The sequence below is a fragment of the Nocardiopsis valliformis DSM 45023 genome, from assembly GCF_000340985.1.
GTDB classification, from domain to species: Bacteria; Actinomycetota; Actinomycetes; order Streptosporangiales; family Streptosporangiaceae; genus Nocardiopsis; species Nocardiopsis exhalans.
In genome coordinates this window covers 1-17,914 of the sequence record NZ_ANAZ01000025.1, presented here as the reverse complement: position 1 = coordinate 17,914, position 17,914 = coordinate 1, and the positions used below count along the sequence as shown (strand labels likewise).

Genomic DNA, 17,914 nt, shown 5'->3' with positions numbered 1-17,914 from the left:
TCTCGAAAGAACACTGCATCTGGACTGGGCACGACAACCCACACGAGCATCGGGGAAGGAAGACGCATCCAATGCCCCCCACAGCAGAGAACGGGATCACTCGGTACGACTACGACGTCGTGGTGATCGGGGCCGGCGGCGCAGGGCTCCGGGCCGCAATCGCCGCACGCGAGCAGGGAAAACGCACCGCGATCATTTCGAAATCGCTCTTCGGCAAGGCGCACACGGTGATGGCCGAGGGTGGCGCCGCGGCCGCCCTGGGCAACACCAACGAGGCCGATTCCTGGAAGGTGCACTTCCGCGACACCCTGCGCGGCGGCAAGTTCCTCAACGACCCGCGCATGGCCGAACTCCACGCCAAGGAGGCGCCCGAACGCATCCTGGAACTGGAGTACTGGGGCGCGCTGTTCGACCGCACCGCGGACGGGCGGATCAGCCAGCGCAACTTCGGCGGACACGAGTACCCGCGGCTCGCGCACGTAGGCGACCGCACCGGCCTGGAGCTCATCCGCACGCTGCAACAGCGGATCGTGGCGCTACAGCAGGCCGACGCGGCGGAGTACGGTGACCCGGACGCCCGGCTGAGGGTCTTCGCAGAGACCGCCGTGACCAGCCTGATCAGGGCGGACGGCGATGAGGGAAGGATCGTCGGAGCCTTCGGCTACCGCAGGGTGGACGGCGGGTTCGTGCTGTTCGAGGCGCCCACCGTCATCCTCGCTACCGGCGGCATCGGCAAGGCCTTCCGCACCACCTCGAATTCCTGGGAGTACACGGGAGACGGGCACGCCCTGGCACTGCGCGCCGGGGCCTCACTGATCAACATGGAGTTCGTCCAGTTCCACCCCACCGGGATGGTCTGGCCACCCTCGGTGAAGGGCATCCTGGTCACCGAATCCGTGCGCGGCGACGGCGGCGTGCTGCGCAACTCCAAGGGCGAACGGTTCATGTTCGACTACGTGCCCGACGTCTTCCGCTCGCAGTACGCGGAGACCGAGGCCGAGGCGGACGGCTGGTACGACGACCCCGCTCATCACAGAAGGCCGCCGGAACTGCTGCCCCGCGACGAGGTGGCCCGGGCGATCAACAGCGAGGTGAAGGAGGGGCGGGGCTCCCCGCACGGAGGCGTGTTCCTGGACGTGTCCTCGCGGCTGCCCGCCGAGGAGATCCGGCGGCGGCTGCCGTCCATGCACCACCAGTTCAAGGAGCTGGCAGACGTGGACATCACCGCCGAGCCCATGGAGGTGGGCCCCACCTGCCACTACGTGATGGGCGGGGTGCGGGTGGACGCCGACACCGCAGCCTCGGACGTGCCCGGCCTGTTCGCCGCCGGTGAGGTGGCGGGAGGCATGCACGGTTCCAACCGACTGGGCGGCAACTCGCTGTCGGACCTGCTGGTCTTCGGGCGGCGGGCCGGGCTGGGTGCGGCCGCTTACGTGGACGCGCTCGACGGCGCTCGGCCGGGATCCGAGACGGTCGACCGGGCAGCAGCCGAAGCGGTGCGTTCGTCACTGACCCCGCTCAAACAGGGTGAGGGGGAGAACCCGTACACGATCCACTCCGAGCTCCAGGACACCATGAACGACCTGGTCGGGATCATTCGCAAGGGCCCGGAGGTGGAACAGGCCCTGGAGCGGCTGAAGGAGCTGTCCGAGCGGGTGGAGGTGCTCAGCGCCCCCGGGGACCGGGTGTACAACCCCGGCTGGCACCTGGCGCTGGCCCTGCCCAACATGCTCCTGGTGTCCGAGGCCGTGGCCCGGGCGGCGTTGGAGCGCACCGAGTCGAGGGGCGGGCACACGCGCGACGACTTCCCGGAGATGTCGGCCGAGTGGCGGAAGGTGAACCTGTCCGCCCGGGCCGTCGACGGCCGGGTGGAGCTGGAGCGGCGCCCGATCGCGGACATTCCCGAGGAGATGCTCGCCCTGTTCGACCGGGACGAGCTGGCCAAGTACCTGACCGAGGCGGAGCTCCCGGGTGACGGGAGCGCCGACGAGGAAGAGCTCCCTGAAGAACTCCCCGAGGAGGGCACGTCATGACTGAACGGACGTTCCGGGTGTGGCGCGGCGCGGCCGACGGCGAACTCACCGAGTACCGGGTGGAGGTGAACGAGGGCGAGGTGGTCCTGGACGTGCTGCACCGCCTCCAGGCCACCCAGACCCCCGACATGGCGGTTCGGTGGAACTGCAAGGCGGGCAAGTGCGGCTCGTGCTCGGTGGAGATCAACGGGCGTCCACGCCTGTCCTGCATGACCCGGATGAGCGTGTTCGACGAGGACGAGGTCATCACAGTGACCCCGATGCGCACCTTCCCAGTCGTGCGGGACCTGGTGTGCGACGTGTCGTACAACTACGACAAGGCCCGGGAGATCCCGTCGTTCACCCCGGATCCGAAGACGGAGCCGGGTGACTTTCGGATGCGCCAGGTGGACGTGGAGCGCTCGCAGGAGTTCCGCAAGTGCATCGAGTGCTTCCTGTGCAACAACGTCTGCCACGTGATCCGCGACCACGAGGAGAACAAGGAACACTTCTCCGGGCCGCGGTTCCTGATGCGGGTCGCGGAGCTGGAGATGCACCCGGAGGACACCGCGGACCGGCGGAAGATCGCCCAGGAAGAATTTGGGATGGGCTACTGCAACATCACCAAGTGCTGCACGGAAGTCTGCCCCGAAGGGATCCGCATCACCGACAACGCGCTCATCCCGCTGAAAGAACGCGTGGTGGACCGCAAGTACGACCCGCTGGTGTGGCTGGGTTCAAAGATCGGCATGCGCCCGAAGGACACCCCGATGGCCCCGAACATCCGCCGCCCGGAGGACGGGAACTGAGGGGTCCAGGAGGTGAGCCGTGGGCGGCGGGGACGACAAACCCGCCGCCTTTCCCACCCAAGGTCCACAAAGCTCGCTTCATCCCTTTCCTACCTGATTCTACGTTTTCTCGACTTCGTCGTAGGGGGCGGATAGCTTGACCGTCCCGACGCCGGTGCCGCCCCTCCCCGAGCCCCGGCGAGGCACCGATCCGGGGCATACACGAAGGAAGCGGGACATGGCCGAGGACACCGGTTTCAAGCGGCATTTCAATGCGGAGAGCGCACGTTACCTCGGTGAACGGATCCGTGTGGCCCACCCCGGTTTCGACGTGGACGGCTACAGCGCGCAGGTCGGCGCCCGGGTCGGCCCACTGGAGCTCAAGGACCGGGTCCTGGTGATGGCCGAAGGCCTGCGCGCAAGGCTGCCCGAGCACTACCCCGACGCCCTCGACGTGCTCTGCGCCTGCATGTCCGCCCTCACCGACGAGGACAAGAGATACGCGGACGGGTTCTACCTGATGGCCGTGACCCGGTTCGTGGAGGAGTTCGGGGTGGATCACCCCGAAGCCTCTCTGGCCTCGATGCCCGAACTCACCCGGCACCACACGTGTGAGTTCACCGTCCGCCCCTTCGTGTCGGCGCACTACGAGGCGGCGATGACGATGATGCGCTCCTGCGCCGTCCACACCGACCACGACATCCGCCGGTTCGCCAGCGAGGGCATCCGCCCCCGGCTGCCCTGGGCCCGCAGGCTCCCGGAGTTCGTCGCCGACCCAGCCCCGGTGCTGGAGGTCCTGGAGCTTCTGCGGAGCGACCCGTCCAAGTACGTGCGCACCTCGGTCGCCAACAACCTCAACGACATCTCCCGAGACCATCCCGGTCTGGTGCTGGACACAGCCGAGCGTTGGACCCGGGAGAGCCCGACTCCGGAGACCGCGTGGACGGTCCGGCACGCGCTGCGCACCCTGGTGAAACAGGGCGACCAGCGGGCGCTGGCACTGCTGGGTGCCACCGGCGGCGAACACGTGGAGGTGAAGGGGCTGGCCCTCACCCCGGAAGTGCTCGACCTGGGCGGACCCCTGCTGCTCCGGGTGGACCTGGCCAACACGGACGGACGGGCGCACACCGTGGTCGTGGACTACGTGGTGCACCACGTGCGCGCCAACGGCAGCCGGAGCCCGAAGGTATTCAAATGGGCGAAGGTCGAACTGCGCGCCGGGGAGCGGCGGACCCTGGAGAGGAAACACCCGGTCCGCCCGATCAGCACACGCTCCTACTACTCGGGGGAACACCTCGTGGAGATCCAGGTGAACGGCCTGGTGAAGGCGGCGGGAGCGTTCGAGCTGCGGGTCTGACCGGTCCGATCGCGGCGGGTGCCCTCCCTCGGCACGGACACAGGATGCCCCGCTGCGCGTCGGGGAGGGCTGTGCCGGCCTCAGAACCCCCGGCTGGTCCACTCGTCGAGGTGGGCTGCGGCTTCGGCGATGGTGGTGGACTCGCCGTGGCCGGGGTGGACGACGGTGTCGCCGGGCAGGGTGGCGAGTTGGTCGCGGATGGAGGCGATGATCGTCGGGAAGTCCGAGGCGGGCTGGCCGGTGGCACCCGGACCGTCGGGGAAGAGGGTGTCGCCGCTGAAGACCACGCCGAGGTCGGGGGCGTAGAAGGAGACGCCGCCGGGGGTGTGGCCCGGAGTGTGCAGGACGTTGAGCTCCGTGTCTCCGGCGCGCAGGACCTCGCCGTGCAGGAGCGGGGCGTCGGGTTCGCGGTAGGGGTGGACCTGGTGCCAGAGTTCGGCGTCGTCGGGATGGAGCAGGATCGGGCAGTCGGTGAGATCGGCCAGGGCGACGGCAGCGTTGACGTGGTCGCTGTGGCCGTGCGTGCACACGATCGCCATCAGTTCGCGGTCGCCCAGGCCCCGGGCGATGCGCTCGTGGTCGTGGGCGGCGTCGATCACCACGGCGCTCTCGTCGTTGCCGATGATCCACACGTTGTTCTCGACGTTGGACTCGGCGCCCTCGATGCTGAAGATTCCCGAGGTACGCAGCCGCTGGACGGGGGACAGGGAACTCACAGGCTCACCACCTGACGTCTCGCGGGACAGGGTTTCTGAGCCTATCCCGACGGATGTGCACGCACACGCTTTTAGCCGGCGTCGAAGTCGCGGCGCAGGGCGTAGGGCTGGATGAGGCCGAGGCCGTGCGCGTGCCGGGCCCGGACCTTAACGACTTGGAGCCCCTCTTCTTCGGCGAGGCTCTCGGCGAGCGCGTCGTCGATGAGGACGGTGCCGGGGCGGGCGAAGGAGGTGAGGCGGCTGGAGCGATTGACCGTGGTGCCGAAGACGTCCCCGTGCAGGGTGAGCACCGGGCCGTAGGCCACGCCGACACGGACGTCGGGGACCTCGACGTGGGTCTTCACTCCGGAGGCCAGGCGCAGGGCGATGTCCGCCGCTTGGAGGGGCGAGTCCGCGACGTAGAGCACTTCGTCGCCGAGGGTCTTCACCACGCGGCCTCCGCCAGAGGCGACGATGTCGGCGGCGGTGGCTTCGAAGCCCTCCACGACCCCGGCGAGTTCGACCTCGTCGAGTTCGCGGCTGAGCGTGGTGAAGGAGACCAGGTCGGCGAAGCCCACGATCAGCGGGTAGTAGTTCGGGACGATGTCGTTGCCGTTGGACATCACGGCGAGGGTGCGCGCGGTGGAGGCCGCGAGCTGGCGGCGCCAGATGTGCAGGAGGAGGCGCTCCACGTCCGGCAGGAGCTCCTTGACCTGATTCATCAGAGGGTTGGCGGCTTCGTTGCCGTCCTGGAACATGAGGGTGCTCAGGATGCTGGTCTGCCAGTCGGCCAAGCGGGCCATGGTCTGCCCCATGGCGCGGGCGAAGCGGACCACGCCCTCCTCGTCGAGGATGCCCTCCTTGAGCAGGGAGTCGGTGATACGCAACGCCTCGACGTCGCTCTCGGCGAAGATGACCGAGTCGTCACCCAAGGTGGGGAAGCCCAGGGCGCGCCAGACGCGGCCGGCAAGCTCGGGATCGGCTCCGGCGAGCTCGACCGCCTGTTCCCTGGTGTAGACCGCCTCACCACCGAGTAGGACGGACTCGATCGCTTTCGGGTCAGGACGCGACGGCATACGTTCTCTTTCACGGGACCTTCCCCGCCGGAGCGGGGAGCAATCTCTTTGCCACCGGCCCGAAGGCGCGGTGCTGGATGCGCCTCCAGCTTACGCCGGAGGCCTGGGGTCAACCCTGGGGGCCGGTCGGGTAGTCCGGCCGCTGGGCCGCGTTGACCTGGCGGTAGATCTCCGACTGGAACCACTGGGGTCTGGGCACCCTCTGGAGGACCATGCCCTCCTGTTCTGATGCCGACTGAATGGACAACGTTCCGTACCGCATGATCCGTTCCCAGAGCGTGATGTTGAAGGAAACATCGTTCACCCTGGTCAGCGGCATATCCCGGCCCTGCTTGGAGATGATGCCGTCCCGCATCATCAGCCGCCGGTTGGTGAGGATGTAGACGGTGGTCGCCCACTTAAGCATGGGGACGAACCAGAAGGCGAGTGCGGCGACGACGCCGACGGCCACCACGACTCCTCCGGCGATCAGGCTCCAGTCCTCGTTCCAGGGCATGAAAAACAGGGCGGTGCCGACGACACCGATGATGAGCAGCAGCGCGACGAACTCACCGGCGAGGAGAGTCCAGTGCTGCCGTGCGACGTAGACGAGTTCCTCGTCGTCGGAGAGATAACGGTCCGCGATAGCCATAACGGTGATAATGGCACACGCCGCCCGGGTCCGGGAGTGGCTGGAATACGCCTGTGGACCAGTGGTTCGGGCTCATCGGCCGGGGCGGACGTGCACGACGTCCCCGGCGCTGAGCACCCGCTCCCCGACCAGGAGCCTTGCTTGGGTGTCCACCCCGGTGGCAGTGCCTTCCAGGAGGCGGTCTCCGGGCAGGTGGACCCGGACGGGCCGTCCGAGGGTGAGGCAGACGTCCCGGTACTCGGCGGCCAGCCCGCTGACCTCGGCGTCGCCCGCTGACGCGGTCCATGCGGCGTAGCGTTCCTCGAACTCGGCCAGGACGGTGGTGAGGAGTTCGTCCCGGCTGATCCCGGACGCCCCCTCGGCGCGGAGTGAGGTCGCGTTCTCCACGGGGAGCTGCTCGCGGGTCTGGGCGACGTTCAGCCCCATACCCACCACGATCCCCAGTTGGTCGGCGTCGGAGAAGTCGGCCTCGGCGAGGATCCCGGCCAGCTTGCCGTCCCGTTCCTCCCCCGGCACGAGGACGTCGTTGGGCCACTTGAGCGCGGCCTTGACACCGGCAACCTCGCGTACGGCGGCGACGGCGGCCAGCCCCATCATCGGGGAGACCCAGCCCAGCCGGTCGGAGGGCACGGAGGGCCGCACCAGCACGGAGAAGGTGAGCGCCACACGGGCCGGTGTGGTGAACCCTCGCCCCAGACGGCCCTTGCCCGCGGTCTGGTGCTCGGTGACCAGCACGGTGCCCTCGGGCGCTCCCTCCTTGGAGCGGGCGATGAGGTCGGTGTTGGTGGACCCGGCCTCGGGCACCACGTCGACGCTGCGCCACAGCCCGCCGGGACGGATGACGGAGGCCGCGATCGCGGTCTGGTTCAGAGGGAGGAGCGCAGTGTGGGCTTCGCTGGTCATAGGCCCATTACAACAGCCCCGAAATCCTCTGTGGGCAACCCGCCAAGCCGGTTCCACCCCGGTTAAGCTGATTCCAGCACATCGGTGATCATGTCTAGCTACTTTGCGTAGCCGGAGGTGCGACAGTTGACCATCGCAGCAACAAAGACGGCCGAGCACGAGCCGTCCTACTGGGAAGTCGTGCTGCGTGCCTGGGAAGAACTCGACCTGCCCGAAGGCTGGCGAGCCGAGATCATCGAAGGCGACATCACCATCACACTGCTGTCAGAGGTGGCGGAATCCATGAGTATCGCGGAAGCGGAAGAGCTCGGCATACCGTCCCACTGGGAAGTCGTGCTGCGCGCCTGGGAAGAACTCGACCTGCCCGAAGGCTGGCGAGCCGAGATCATCGAAGGCGACATCAAGATCATGACTCCCCCCTCCCTCGAACACGGCCACATCGTGACCCTGATCAACAAGTGGCTCGTTCTGGAGTGCCACCGTGAGGGAAGCGGAATCGGTGGAGCAGAGGTTTACTAGAACATCGGTGTGCGGGTACCACTCCGCAGTGGCCTGTACATACCTGACCTGATGGTGTTGCCCGAGTCAGTGCTGAGCTCTGACCCTGAGCAGCTGATCAAGGATGCGATCCTCGTGGTTGAGGTGACTTCCAAGAGCACGGCACAGAAGGATCGCAAGCCCAAACTCTGGGGCTATGCACATGCTGAGGTCCCCCTTTACCTCCTGGTGGATCGCTGGGACCCGGAGAGCGCCAAGGGTGAGGTAACCCTGTTCTCAGCTCCTGAAGGTGGGCGCTACACCCGTAGTCTCCGTGTCCCCTTCGGTGAAGGCATCGAGCTCCCCTCACCCTTCGACCTCTTGATCGACACCGGCGCGTTCCCCGTCTGACTCATCCACGAGTCGGGCCCCGCACCTGTGACAGGTGCGGGGCCCGAAGCTCGACAAGCCGGGTCAGCCGGTGTTCTGCAGCCCCGCGGCCACTCCGTTGACGGAGAGCAACAGCAGGCGCTCCAGGTGCTGACTGTCCTGGTCGGACAGGGAGTCCGACTCCTCGCCGCGCAGGGCTTCCAGGGCGCGGAGCTGGAGGTGGCTGAGCGCGTCCACGTACGGGTTGCGCAGGTCCACGGCGCGAGAGAGGATTGCGCGGTTCTCCAGGAGGCGGTCGTGGCCGGTCACCTTGAGGACGAGTTCGCGGGTGCGGTCGTACTCGCCCAGGACCGTCTCGGTGAGTTCGGGCCGCCCGCCCAGGGCCAGGTAGCGCTCGGCGATGGTGCGGTCGGTCTTGGCCAGGCTCATCTCCGCGTTGTCCAGCAACGAGGCGAACAGCGGCCACTCCCGGTAGGCGGCTTGGAGGGCCGACAGGTCGTCGACGGCGGCCAGGCCGGTGCCCAGGCCGTACCAGCCGGGGAGGTTGACCCGGGTCTGGGTCCAGGCGAACACCCACGGGATAGCGCGCAGGTCCCCGAGGCCCTTGGCCGCGCCGCGGCGGGCGGGCCTGGAGCCCAGGCGCAGTTCGCCGAGTTCCTCCAGGGGGCTGACCCGGGAGAACCACACCGCGAAGTCCTCGGTGTTGATCAGCGACAGGTAGGTCCCCTGGGCCGCGTCCGCGATCGTGTCCGCGTAGGGGCGGTAGCGCTCGGCGGCGGCGCGTTCGCGCTCCTGGACGGTGTCGGTGGAGGCCATCAGGACGGCGTGGCCGACCTGTTCGATGTGGCGGCGGCCGATGGCGGCCTGGCCGTAGCGGGCGAAGATGACCTCGCCCTGTTCGGTGACCTTGAAACGGCCGCCGACCGAACCCGGTGCCTGGGCGAGCAGGGCCCGGCTGGCCGGGCCACCGCCACGGCCGAGGGAGCCGCCCCGGCCGTGAAAGAGGGTGAGGACCACGTCGTTCTCGCTGGCCCAGGCGGACAGCCGGGCCTGGGCGTCGTACAGCCGCAGGGTGGCGCTGACCGGCCCCACGTCCTTGGCGGAGTCGCTGTAGCCGAGCATGACCTCCACGCGGCGGTCGTTGTCGGCCAGGCGCTGGCGGACCGGCGGGAGTTCGAGCATCCCGGCCAGGACTCTGGGAGAGGCCTCGAGGTCGGCACCGGTCTCGAAGAGCGGAATGACGTCCAGGACCGGCACCCGCTTGGGCGGCAGGGCGTGCGTGGCCAGCTTGTAGACGGCCTCGATGTCGGCGGCCGACCGGGTGAAGCTGACGATGTAGCGGCGGCAGGCCTCCACGCCGAAGCGCTCCTGGATCCAGGAGATGGTCCGGATGGTGTTGAGGACCTCCTCGGTGCGCTCCGAGAGGGGGCCGCCCGCCTCGACTTCGGCGAGCGCGGCGGCGTGGACCTCGCTGTGCTGGCGGACCTCCAGTTCGGCCAGGTGGAAGCCGAAGGTCTCGGTCTGCCAGATCAGGTGCTGGAGTTCGCCGTAGGCCTGTCGGCTGGCACCGGCGGCGGCCAGGGAGTCCTGGACCAGGCGCAGGTCGGCGAGAAACTCGTCGGAGTCGGCGTAGGCGAGGTCGGCGTCGCGTTCGCGGGTGGCGCGCAGGCGGGCGGTGGCCAGGAGCAGCAGCTGGCGGTGGGGTTCGTTGGGTGAGCGCTGGGTGATCTCACCCATCAGGGTGGGGTGTCCGGCCTTGGCCTGGGAGACCGTGTCCAGCAGCGCGGGGCTGGCCGGGGTGAGGTTGGAGTAGGCGGTGAGGGTGCGGGCGAGCTTGCCGCAGGTGGTCTCCAGGCCGCGCAGGATGTGCTCGGACTGGATGGTCATGGCCTCGCGGGTGACCTCGTGGGTGACGAAGGGGTTACCGTCGCGGTCGCCGCCGATCCAGGTGCCGTAGCGCACGAAGGGCGTGGCGCGGGGCGGGCGGGTGCCGGTCCCCTCGGGGTCGATGGCGCTGTCCAGCGTTCGGTAGACCTCCGGGATGATCGCGAAGATCGTCTCGTCGAAGGCGGCCAGCGCGGTGCGCACCTCGTCGAGCGGGTCGAGCTTGGTGTAGCGCAGCTGAGAGGTGCGCCAGAGCAGGTCGATCTCCTCCAGGAGGCGGCGGTGCGCCTCTGCGGCGGCGCCGCTGCCCTCGTGGGAGGTGTGCCAGGCGTCCAGCTGGGCGCTGATCCGCAGGATGGAGGTGGAGACGGCGCGGCGGCGGGCCTCGGTGGGGTGGGCGGTGAGCACCGGGTGGAACTCCATGCCCGCGACCAGTTCGGCCAGGCGCTCCTCGCCGCCGTCGGTCTCGCGGATGGCGCGCACGGCGGCGGCCAGAGACTCGCGGGACGGGTTGGCGGCGTCGTCGCGTTCGCGCAGGGCGCGCATCCGCTGGTGTTCCTCGGCCAGGTTGGCCAGGTGGAAGTAGACCGTGAAGGCGCGGGCGACCTGCTTGGCGCGCTCCAGGGGCCAGGCGGCGACGAGCTCGGTGATCTCCTCGGTGGTGACGGAGCCGTCGCGGGCGCCGATCACCGCGTGTCGGAGTTTCTCGACATCGGCGAGCAGATCCTCACCGCCGCTTTCGGCGAGGACCGTTCCGAGCATCTCGCCGAGCAGCTTGACGTCATTCCTGAGCTGTTCGGGGACTTCCTGCCGGGCACTGTCACGTTCTGCGCTTACCGCTGTCATGGGGCCGACCTTACCGAGATCGTCCCTGGCGGCGTGCGTGCGGGGGTGGATTTACCGTGGTTATGCCCGAGCGTTAACAATTGTGGCCCGGCGGGGACAATTCACATTGACTCACGGTTATCCGGCGTTTCGGGGCGCCTTTTACACCCCGGCTTCCTCCCGGATCGCGGCTGGACACCCGGGCTGCATAGGGGCACACCTACTGACGAGTAACCCGGGCCGCGTGAAGGCGCGTGAGACCCCCGGAGCTAACCTGAGCTGTTATGGCCACCGAAGCCCCTGAACCGCTGTCCGCGGCTGAGATCGACATCCACACGACCGCTGGCAAGCTCGACGACCTGCGGCGACGCAGGTACGAAGCCGTGCACGCCGGGTCCGAGCGAGCCGTCGAGAAGCAGCACGCCAAAGGCAAGATGACCGCACGCGAGCGGATCGACGCACTGCTCGATCCGGGTTCGTTCGTCGAGTTCGACGCGCTGGCCCGGCACCGCTCGACCAACTTCGGTCTGGACGCCAACCGCCCCTACGGGGACGGCGTCGTGACCGGCCACGGAACCGTCGACGGCCGTCCCGTCGCCGTGTTCAGCCAGGACGTCACCGTCTTCGGCGGATCACTGGGCGAGGTCTACGGTGAGAAGATCTGTAAGGTCCTCGACCACGCCCTCACCAACGGCTGCCCCGTGGTGGGCATCAACGAGGGCGGCGGCGCGCGCATCCAGGAGGGTGTGGTGGCGCTCGGCCTGTACGCGGAGATCTTCAAACGCAACACCCACGCCTCCGGTGTCATCCCGCAGATCTCCCTGATCATGGGCGCCACTGCGGGAGGACACGTCTACTCTCCCGCCCTCACCGACTTCGTGGTGATGGTCGACGAGACCTCCCAGATGTTCATCACCGGCCCCGACGTCATCAAGACCGTCACCGGCGAGGACGTCTCCATGGAGGAGCTCGGCGGTGCCAACACCCACGCCAGCAAGTCGGGGGTGGCGCACTACCGGGGCGCCGACGAGCAGGACGCCATCGACTACGTGAAGGCGCTGCTGTCGCACCTGCCGGACAACAACCTCGAGGAGGCCCCGCGCGTGGCCCCCGAGGACGACCCGGGCGACGAACTCACCGACACCGACCTGGCCCTGGACGCGTTCATCCCGGACTCGGCCAACCAGCCCTACGACATCAAACAGGTCATCGAGTCCGTCCTGGACGACGGCGACTTCCTCGAGGTACACGGGCAGTTCGCCACCAACATCGTGGTGGGCTACGGCCGGGTGGACGGCCAGTCCGTGGGCGTCGTCGCCAACCAGCCGATGAGCTTCGCGGGCTGCCTGGACATCGACGCCTCCGAGAAGGCCGCGCGGTTCGTCCGCACCTGCGACGCCTTCAACGTCCCGGTACTGACCTTCGTGGACGTGCCCGGCTTCCTGCCCGGTACCGACCAGGAGTGGGACGGCATCATCCGCCGCGGCGCCAAGCTCCTGTACGCCTACGCCGAGGCCACGGTTGCGCTGATCACCGTCATCACCCGCAAGGCCTTCGGCGGCGCCTACGACGTGATGGGCTCCAAGCACCTGGGCGCCGACGTCAACCTGGCCTGGCCCACGGCGCAGATCGCGGTCATGGGCGCCCAGGGCGCGGTGAACATCCTGCACCGGCGCACCCTCGCCGCGGCCGACGACGTCGAAGCCGAGCGGTCCCGGCTGGTCGGCGAGTACGAGGACACCCTGCTGAACCCGTACTCGGCGGCCGAACGCGGCTACGTGGACGGGGTCATCCTGCCCTCCGAGACCCGGGTACAGGTCACCAAGGCGCTGAAGGCGCTGCGCAACAAGCGCAAGCAGCTGCCGCCCAAGAAGCACGGGAACATCCCGCTGTGAGCGCGCCGACCGACCCGCGTAAGAACGCGCCGCACCTGGCCGTGGTGCGCGGTGAGCCCACCGAGGAAGAAATCGCCGTGCTCACCGCCGTGCTCACCGCCCGCGCGGCGGCCGCCCGGGCCGCCGCCGAGGCACCCGAGCCCGAGCGTCCCGTCTCCGGGTGGCGGGACCGTTCGCGCGGTATGCGCACCCCGTTGCGTCCTGGCCCCGGCGCCTGGCGCCTGAGCACGAGATGACCTCTGCCGTGCTCTCCCGTTTCCTAGACTCTTCGTCGAGCGGTCGGCGCGTGACCCGCTCCACGCTCCAGCTGGAGGATTTCCACCGTGCGTAAAGTTCTGATCGCCAACCGCGGCGAGATCGCCGTGCGCATCGCCCGCGCCTGCCGCGACGCCGGGATCGCCAGCGTCGCCGTCTACGCCGAACCCGACCTGGACGCCCTGCACGTCAAGGTCGCCGACCAGGCCCACAGCCTGGGCGGTTGCACCCCGGCCGACTCCTACCTGGACATCGGCAAACTCCTGGCCATCGCCGCGGAGTCCGGTGCGGACGCCGTGCACCCCGGGTACGGGTTCCTGGCCGAGAACGCCGACTTCGCCCAGGCCGTCATCGACGCCGGGCTGACCTGGATCGGCCCGCCCCCCGCCGCGATCACCGCGCTCGGCGACAAGGTGCAGGCCCGCCACATCGCGCAGAAGGTCGGCGCACCGCTGGTCGCGGGCACCCCCGACCCGGTGGAGTCAGCTGAGGAGGTCGTGGCCTTCGCCGAGCAGCACGGTCTGCCGATCGCGATCAAGGCCGCCTTCGGCGGCGGCGGGCGCGGGCTCAAGGTCGCCTACACCTTGGAGGAGGTCGCCGACGCCTATGAGTCGGCGGTGCGTGAGGCGGTGACCGCGTTCGGTCGGGGCGAGTGCTTCGTGGAGCGCTACCTGGACAAGCCCCGGCACGTGGAGACCCAGTGCCTGGCCGACTCCCACGGCAACGTCGTGGTGGTCTCCACCCGCGACTGCTCACTCCAGCGCCGCCACCAGAAGCTGGTGGAGGAGGCCCCCGCCCCCTTCCTGTCTGACGATCAGATGCAGCGGCTGTACGCCTCCTCCAAGGCCATCCTCAAGGAGGCGGGCTATGTGGGTGCGGGCACCTGCGAGTTCCTGGTCGGAGTGGACGGCACCATCTCCTTCCTGGAGGTCAACACCCGCCTGCAGGTCGAGCACCCCGTGTCCGAGAAGGTCACCGGGATCGACCTGGTCCGTGAGATGTTCCGGATCGCCGACGGCGAGGAACTGGGCTACTCCGACCCCGAGATCCGCGGACACTCCTTCGAGTTCCGGATCAACGCCGAGGACGCCGGACGCAACTTCATGCCCGCCCCCGGCACCATCACCTCCTTCAACCTGCCCGGCGGCCCCGGAGTACGGGTGGACACCGGCTGCGAGGCCGGGTTCACCGTCCCCCAGGCCTTCGACTCGATGGTCGCCAAGCTGATCGTGACCGGCCGCACCCGCACCGAGGCGCTCCAGCGCTCCAAGCGGGCGCTGGCCGAGTTCGAGGTCGGCGGCATGCCCACGGTGATCCCCTTCCACCAGACCGTCGTCGAGGACCCGGCGTTCGCTCCGGCGGACCCCGCTCAGCCGTTCGGGGTCTACACCCGGTGGATCGAGACCGAGTTCGACAACCAGATCGCCCCCTGGTCCGGTGAGGCGGGCACCGCCGAGCCGGCCGAGCGCGAGACCGTGACCGTCGAGGTGGGCGGTAAGCGCATCGACGTGGTCCTGCCCGCCTCCCTGGGCGTCGCGGCGGCTCCGGCCGCCGGAAACGGTGGCGGCAAGAAGAAGCGCGCCGCCCGTAAGAGCGGTGGCACGGCCGCGGCCAGCGGGGACTCGCTGGTCTCGCCGATGCAGGGCACCGTGGTCAAGGTCGTGGCCGCCGAGGGCCAGACCGTGGCCGAGGGCGAGACCGTGGTGGTGATCGAGGCGATGAAGATGGAGCAGCCGCTGGCCGCGCACAAGTCGGGGACCATCACCGGGTTGAAGGTCGCCGCGGGCGAGACCGTGGGCAACGGCGCCGTGGTCTGCGACATCAAGGACGCCTGACCACACGTTCGTTCCTGGTGCGGAGGGCACCGCCTTTCCGGCGGTGCCCTCCGTTCGAGCTCTGGCCGGTCAACGCGCGAAGGGAAAGCCCGTGAGGTCGATATCCAAGGGACAGGGCACGTTGAGCTTCAGCCGTTCCCTGTACACACCGGAACTCGCGTAGCTCTTGTGTACGGGCTCCAGCTCGTACACGTACACGACCGGACCCTGGTCGTCCCTGTCCACGAGCCAGAAGTGCGGGATACCCGCCTGGGCGTAGATCTGGGGCTTGCGCTCTCGGTCGCGGACCTCCGATTCTGGGGAGACCACCTCGACCGCCAGGAGCACGTCCGCCGAGTCGACCGAGGTACCGTCCTCGTCCTGTGACGCTTCGGCCCGGACCAGGAGGAGATCCGGTTCTGGTCTCTGCCGCTCCCCCAGCACGGTGGTCATCTCACGTTCCACCGCGATCTCTTCCGGGACCTGCATGACCATCTGCATTTCGAGAAGGCGAAGCATACGCATGTGAAAGCGTTTCTGGGGACTTACCAGGACCAGACTTCCGTCGATGAGTTCGGTGTGCGGCGGAAGATCCGGCATACGGTCCAGGTCGTCAGCGGTATACCCCTCCGGCGGCGGCTGGATCAGGGACCACTGCTCCGCCCTGGAGGAGACCGACTTCTCTGCCACGGTGGGAGCGGACATGTCACTGCCTCCGGTAGTCGGATCGTGCTCGTCGCCCACAGTAGCCACCCCTGTCACCCCGCAACGGTGCTTTCCACGGATTGTCTCACTCCGCCCCACCCGGCACCCGTGGGTGTTCCCCCGACCGCGCCCGTTGACTCCGGCCTCTCCCCCTGCGCCCCTGGGCGTGATCCTCATCGCCCCCGGAAGCGGGAAGACCCAGCGCAGTAGGCACTCCGACCAGCTGTTCCGCACAAGGCGACCAGTTGTGTATGGAAAAGGTAAGGAAACCGGGCTATTGTTCTCGATCGTGACGAACATCTGGGGACTGACGCGAAGGTGGCACATCGACCTGTGCCGCTTCAACAGTCACGCGTGTAGCTAGGTCCACGCGCGCCCGTGCCTTCCGCCGGGCAGCGCGCCGCTCACCCTTCCCAGGTCACCTCTCCCGGTGATGCCCGCCCTTCCCCTGCGCCGAGCACCCGCGGCCCGCCGCGCCGACCCGTGACGTCGCACGCGTGCGCCCGGCCACCCATCTCTGGAGTCTTCCTTCCGTGTCTGAGCAGACCACAGCTCCCCGACGCAAACTGCGTTTCCCGTTCGCCGCCCAGGTCCTCGCCGGCCTGGTGCTGGGCATCGTCTTCGGCGTCCTCGCCCTGCAGATCAGTCCGCCCCACCCCGAGACTGGTGAGGCCACCAACTGGCTCGCGGTCACCCTCCAGACCATCGGCTCGACCTTCGTGGCGCTGCTGCGCACGATCGTGCCGCCGCTGATCGTCCTGGCCGTCATCTCCTCCATCGCCAACCTGCGCAACGTCGCCAACGCCGCCCGGCTGGCGTGGAAGACGCTGCTGTGGTTCGCGACCACGGCGCTGATCTCGGTGGCCATCGCGATCACCATCGGCCTGACCCTGCGCCCCGGGCTGAACAGCGGTGTGGACGAGGCGACCGCCGCGGAGCCCTCCACCACGGGCTCCTGGCTGGCCTTCATCGAGAGCATCGTCCCGGCCAACTTCCTGGGCCTGGCCGCGAACACCTCCGGCACCGTCGCCGACGACGGCTCCATCGCGGCGACCACGTCGCTGTCGTTCAACGTGCTCCAGCTCATCGTGATCGCCGTGGTCCTGGGCATCGCGGCGGTGAAGGTCGGCAAGGCAGCCGAACCGTTCATCGCGTTCACCTCCTCCACCCTGGAGGTCGTCCTCAAGGCCCTGTGGTGGGTCATCCGCCTCGCCCCGATCGGCACCGTGGGCCTGCTGGGCAACGCCGTCTACAGCTACGGCTGGACCACCATCGGCGCGCTCGGGCAGTTCACCGTGGCGATCTACCTGGGCCTGGCCCTGGTGCTGTTCGTCGTCTACCCGGTGATCGCGCGCCTCAACGGACTGTCCCCGGTCAAGTACTTCACCGGTGTGTGGCCCGCCGTCCAGCTCGGCTTCGTGTCGCGCTCCTCGCTGGGCACGCTTCCCGTCACCCAGCGCGTCGCCGAGCAGAACCTCGGCGTGCCCCGCCACTACTCCGCGTTCGCGGTTCCTTTCGGCGCCACCACCAAGATGGACGGCTGCGCCGCGATCTACCCGGCGATCTCGGCGATCTTCGTCGCCCAGTTCTTCGGTATCGACCTGGGGATCACCGACTACCTGCTGATCGTGTTCGTCTCGGTGATCGGCTCCGCGGCCACCGCGGGCACCACCGGCGCGACCGTCATGCTGACCCTGACCCTGTCCACCCTGGGCCTGCCCCTGGAGGGCGTCGGCCTGCTGCTGGCCGTCGACCCGATCCTGGACATGGGCCGTACCGCCACCAACGTGGCCGGTCAGGCCCTGGTCCCGGCGATCGTGGCCAAGCGTGAGGGCATCCTGGACGTGACCCGCTACCACGCCCCGCGCGGTACCACCGGTTTCGTCCCGCTGGACGAGCCGGGCACCGCCTCCGCCGAGGAGCTCGCCGCCGAGCGTGCGACAGCCGAGGCCGGGGAAGGCCGTGAGGGCACGGACAACGACGCTGACCTCGCAGAATCGGGCGCCAAGCGCTAGCCGCTCCGCCGCACCGCAGCACCGCACTCATGTCGGGGCCCGCCGAGTCCGCTGATGCTGTTGGCGAATCCGGGTGGGCTCCGGGCTGGGGTTCGGGCTGGGGTTCGGGCTGAGGTCGGGGCTGAGGTCGGGGCTGAGGTCGGGGCTGGGGTTCCCCCGTTTCCCGCCGCTTGATGGTTGCCGTCTGCGCTG

At 68.8% G+C, this 17,914-nt stretch carries 15 protein-coding genes; 9 read left to right on the top strand and 6 right to left on the bottom strand.

Features of this window, described 5'->3' with window-relative positions:
* The first annotated feature begins 71 nt into the window (after positions 1–71).
* The 3 genes from D457_RS0121810 (at position 72) to D457_RS0121800 (ending at position 4,157) form a co-directional block, all read left to right on the top strand.
* Positions 72–2,033: a fumarate reductase/succinate dehydrogenase flavoprotein subunit gene (locus tag D457_RS0121810; RefSeq protein ID WP_017582803.1), complete on the top strand. Its 1,962-nt coding sequence runs from the start codon at positions 72–74 to the stop codon at positions 2,031–2,033.
* A complete protein-coding gene (locus D457_RS0121805; protein ID WP_017582802.1) occupies positions 2,030–2,821 on the top strand; it encodes a succinate dehydrogenase/fumarate reductase iron-sulfur subunit in 792 nt (263 codons plus the stop codon). The genes D457_RS0121810 and D457_RS0121805 overlap by 4 nt, the downstream gene beginning before the upstream one ends.
* A gap of 217 nt (positions 2,822–3,038) precedes the next feature.
* The gene (locus tag D457_RS0121800) at positions 3,039–4,157 is read left to right on the top strand and encodes a hypothetical protein (protein ID WP_017582801.1); all 1,119 of its coding nucleotides are present in this window, start codon (positions 3,039–3,041) and stop codon (positions 4,155–4,157) included.
* Between the two features lie 80 nt (positions 4,158–4,237).
* Here D457_RS0121800 and D457_RS0121795 read toward each other — a convergent pair whose 3' ends face one another.
* The 4 genes from D457_RS0121795 to D457_RS0121780 form a co-directional block, all read right to left on the bottom strand.
* The gene (locus tag D457_RS0121795) at positions 4,238–4,873 is read right to left on the bottom strand and encodes an MBL fold metallo-hydrolase (protein ID WP_017582800.1); all 636 of its coding nucleotides are present in this window, start codon (positions 4,871–4,873) and stop codon (positions 4,238–4,240) included.
* Between the two features lie 71 nt (positions 4,874–4,944).
* Entirely contained in the window at positions 4,945–5,928 is a 984-nt protein-coding gene (locus tag D457_RS0121790) for an adenylate/guanylate cyclase domain-containing protein (protein WP_017582799.1), read from the bottom strand.
* Positions 5,929–6,037: 109 nt separating this feature from the next.
* Complete coding sequence (locus tag D457_RS0121785) at positions 6,038–6,559, bottom strand: PH domain-containing protein (RefSeq protein WP_017582798.1); 522 nt, start codon at positions 6,557–6,559, stop codon at positions 6,038–6,040.
* 72 nt (positions 6,560–6,631) lie between these two features.
* Positions 6,632–7,462, bottom strand: a complete 831-nt coding sequence (locus D457_RS0121780) for a biotin--[acetyl-CoA-carboxylase] ligase (RefSeq protein ID WP_017582797.1) — start codon at positions 7,460–7,462, stop codon at positions 6,632–6,634.
* A gap of 126 nt (positions 7,463–7,588) precedes the next feature.
* On the opposite strand from D457_RS0121780, the gene D457_RS37730 reads away from it, so the two are divergent.
* Both D457_RS37730 and D457_RS37725 read left to right on the top strand, forming a co-directional pair.
* The gene (locus D457_RS37730) at positions 7,589–7,981 is read left to right on the top strand and encodes a Uma2 family endonuclease (protein ID WP_017582796.1); all 393 of its coding nucleotides are present in this window, start codon (positions 7,589–7,591) and stop codon (positions 7,979–7,981) included.
* 9 nt (positions 7,982–7,990) lie between these two features.
* Positions 7,991–8,350, top strand: a complete 360-nt coding sequence (locus tag D457_RS37725; protein ID WP_338043091.1) for a Uma2 family endonuclease — start codon at positions 7,991–7,993, stop codon at positions 8,348–8,350.
* A gap of 63 nt (positions 8,351–8,413) precedes the next feature.
* Here D457_RS37725 and D457_RS0121770 read toward each other — a convergent pair whose 3' ends face one another.
* Positions 8,414–11,059 (bottom strand): phosphoenolpyruvate carboxylase, encoded by a 2,646-nt coding sequence (locus tag D457_RS0121770; protein ID WP_017582794.1) that lies wholly within the window; start codon positions 11,057–11,059, stop codon positions 8,414–8,416.
* A 263-nt stretch (positions 11,060–11,322) separates the two neighbouring features.
* On the opposite strand from D457_RS0121770, the gene D457_RS0121765 reads away from it, so the two are divergent.
* From D457_RS0121765 to D457_RS0121755, 3 genes are all read left to right on the top strand, one after another.
* Positions 11,323–12,933 (top strand): acyl-CoA carboxylase subunit beta, encoded by a 1,611-nt coding sequence (locus D457_RS0121765; protein WP_017582793.1) that lies wholly within the window; start codon positions 11,323–11,325, stop codon positions 12,931–12,933.
* A complete protein-coding gene (locus D457_RS0121760; protein WP_017582792.1) occupies positions 12,930–13,169 on the top strand; it encodes an acyl-CoA carboxylase subunit epsilon in 240 nt (79 codons plus the stop codon). The genes D457_RS0121765 and D457_RS0121760 overlap by 4 nt, the downstream gene beginning before the upstream one ends.
* 87 nt (positions 13,170–13,256) lie before the next feature.
* Positions 13,257–15,023, top strand: a complete 1,767-nt coding sequence (locus D457_RS0121755; protein ID WP_017582791.1) for an acetyl/propionyl/methylcrotonyl-CoA carboxylase subunit alpha — start codon at positions 13,257–13,259, stop codon at positions 15,021–15,023.
* Between the two features lie 69 nt (positions 15,024–15,092).
* Here the strand turns inward: D457_RS0121755 and D457_RS0121750 are convergent, their stop codons facing one another.
* On the bottom strand, positions 15,093–15,707 hold the full coding sequence (locus tag D457_RS0121750; protein WP_017582790.1) for a Uma2 family endonuclease: 615 nt from the start codon (positions 15,705–15,707) through the stop codon (positions 15,093–15,095).
* A 533-nt stretch (positions 15,708–16,240) separates the two neighbouring features.
* On the opposite strand from D457_RS0121750, the gene D457_RS0121745 reads away from it, so the two are divergent.
* Positions 16,241–17,722 carry a dicarboxylate/amino acid:cation symporter gene (locus tag D457_RS0121745; protein WP_017582789.1) on the top strand — a complete coding sequence of 494 codons (1,482 nt, stop codon included), beginning with the start codon at positions 16,241–16,243 and terminating at the stop codon, positions 17,720–17,722.
* Positions 17,723–17,914 lie beyond the last annotated feature (192 nt).

What these genes read in the sequence shown, in the direction of transcription:
- D457_RS0121810 (WP_017582803.1), top strand. Translation starts at nt 72, where the DNA reads ATGCCCCCCACAGCAGAGAACGGGATCACTCGGTACGACTACGACGTC.
- D457_RS0121805 (WP_017582802.1), top strand. Translation starts at nt 2,030, where the DNA reads ATGACTGAACGGACGTTCCGGGTGTGGCGCGGCGCGGCCGACGGCGAA.
- D457_RS0121800 (WP_017582801.1), top strand. Translation starts at nt 3,039, where the DNA reads ATGGCCGAGGACACCGGTTTCAAGCGGCATTTCAATGCGGAGAGCGCA.
- D457_RS0121790 (WP_017582799.1), bottom strand. Translation starts at nt 5,928, where the DNA reads ATGCCGTCGCGTCCTGACCCGAAAGCGATCGAGTCCGTCCTACTCGGT.
- D457_RS0121785 (WP_017582798.1), bottom strand. Translation starts at nt 6,559, where the DNA reads ATGGCTATCGCGGACCGTTATCTCTCCGACGACGAGGAACTCGTCTAC.
- D457_RS0121780 (WP_017582797.1), bottom strand. Translation starts at nt 7,462, where the DNA reads ATGACCAGCGAAGCCCACACTGCGCTCCTCCCTCTGAACCAGACCGCG.
- D457_RS0121770 (WP_017582794.1), bottom strand. Translation starts at nt 11,059, where the DNA reads ATGACAGCGGTAAGCGCAGAACGTGACAGTGCCCGGCAGGAAGTCCCC.
- D457_RS0121765 (WP_017582793.1), top strand. Translation starts at nt 11,323, where the DNA reads ATGGCCACCGAAGCCCCTGAACCGCTGTCCGCGGCTGAGATCGACATC.
- D457_RS0121750 (WP_017582790.1), bottom strand. Translation starts at nt 15,707, where the DNA reads ATGTCCGCTCCCACCGTGGCAGAGAAGTCGGTCTCCTCCAGGGCGGAG.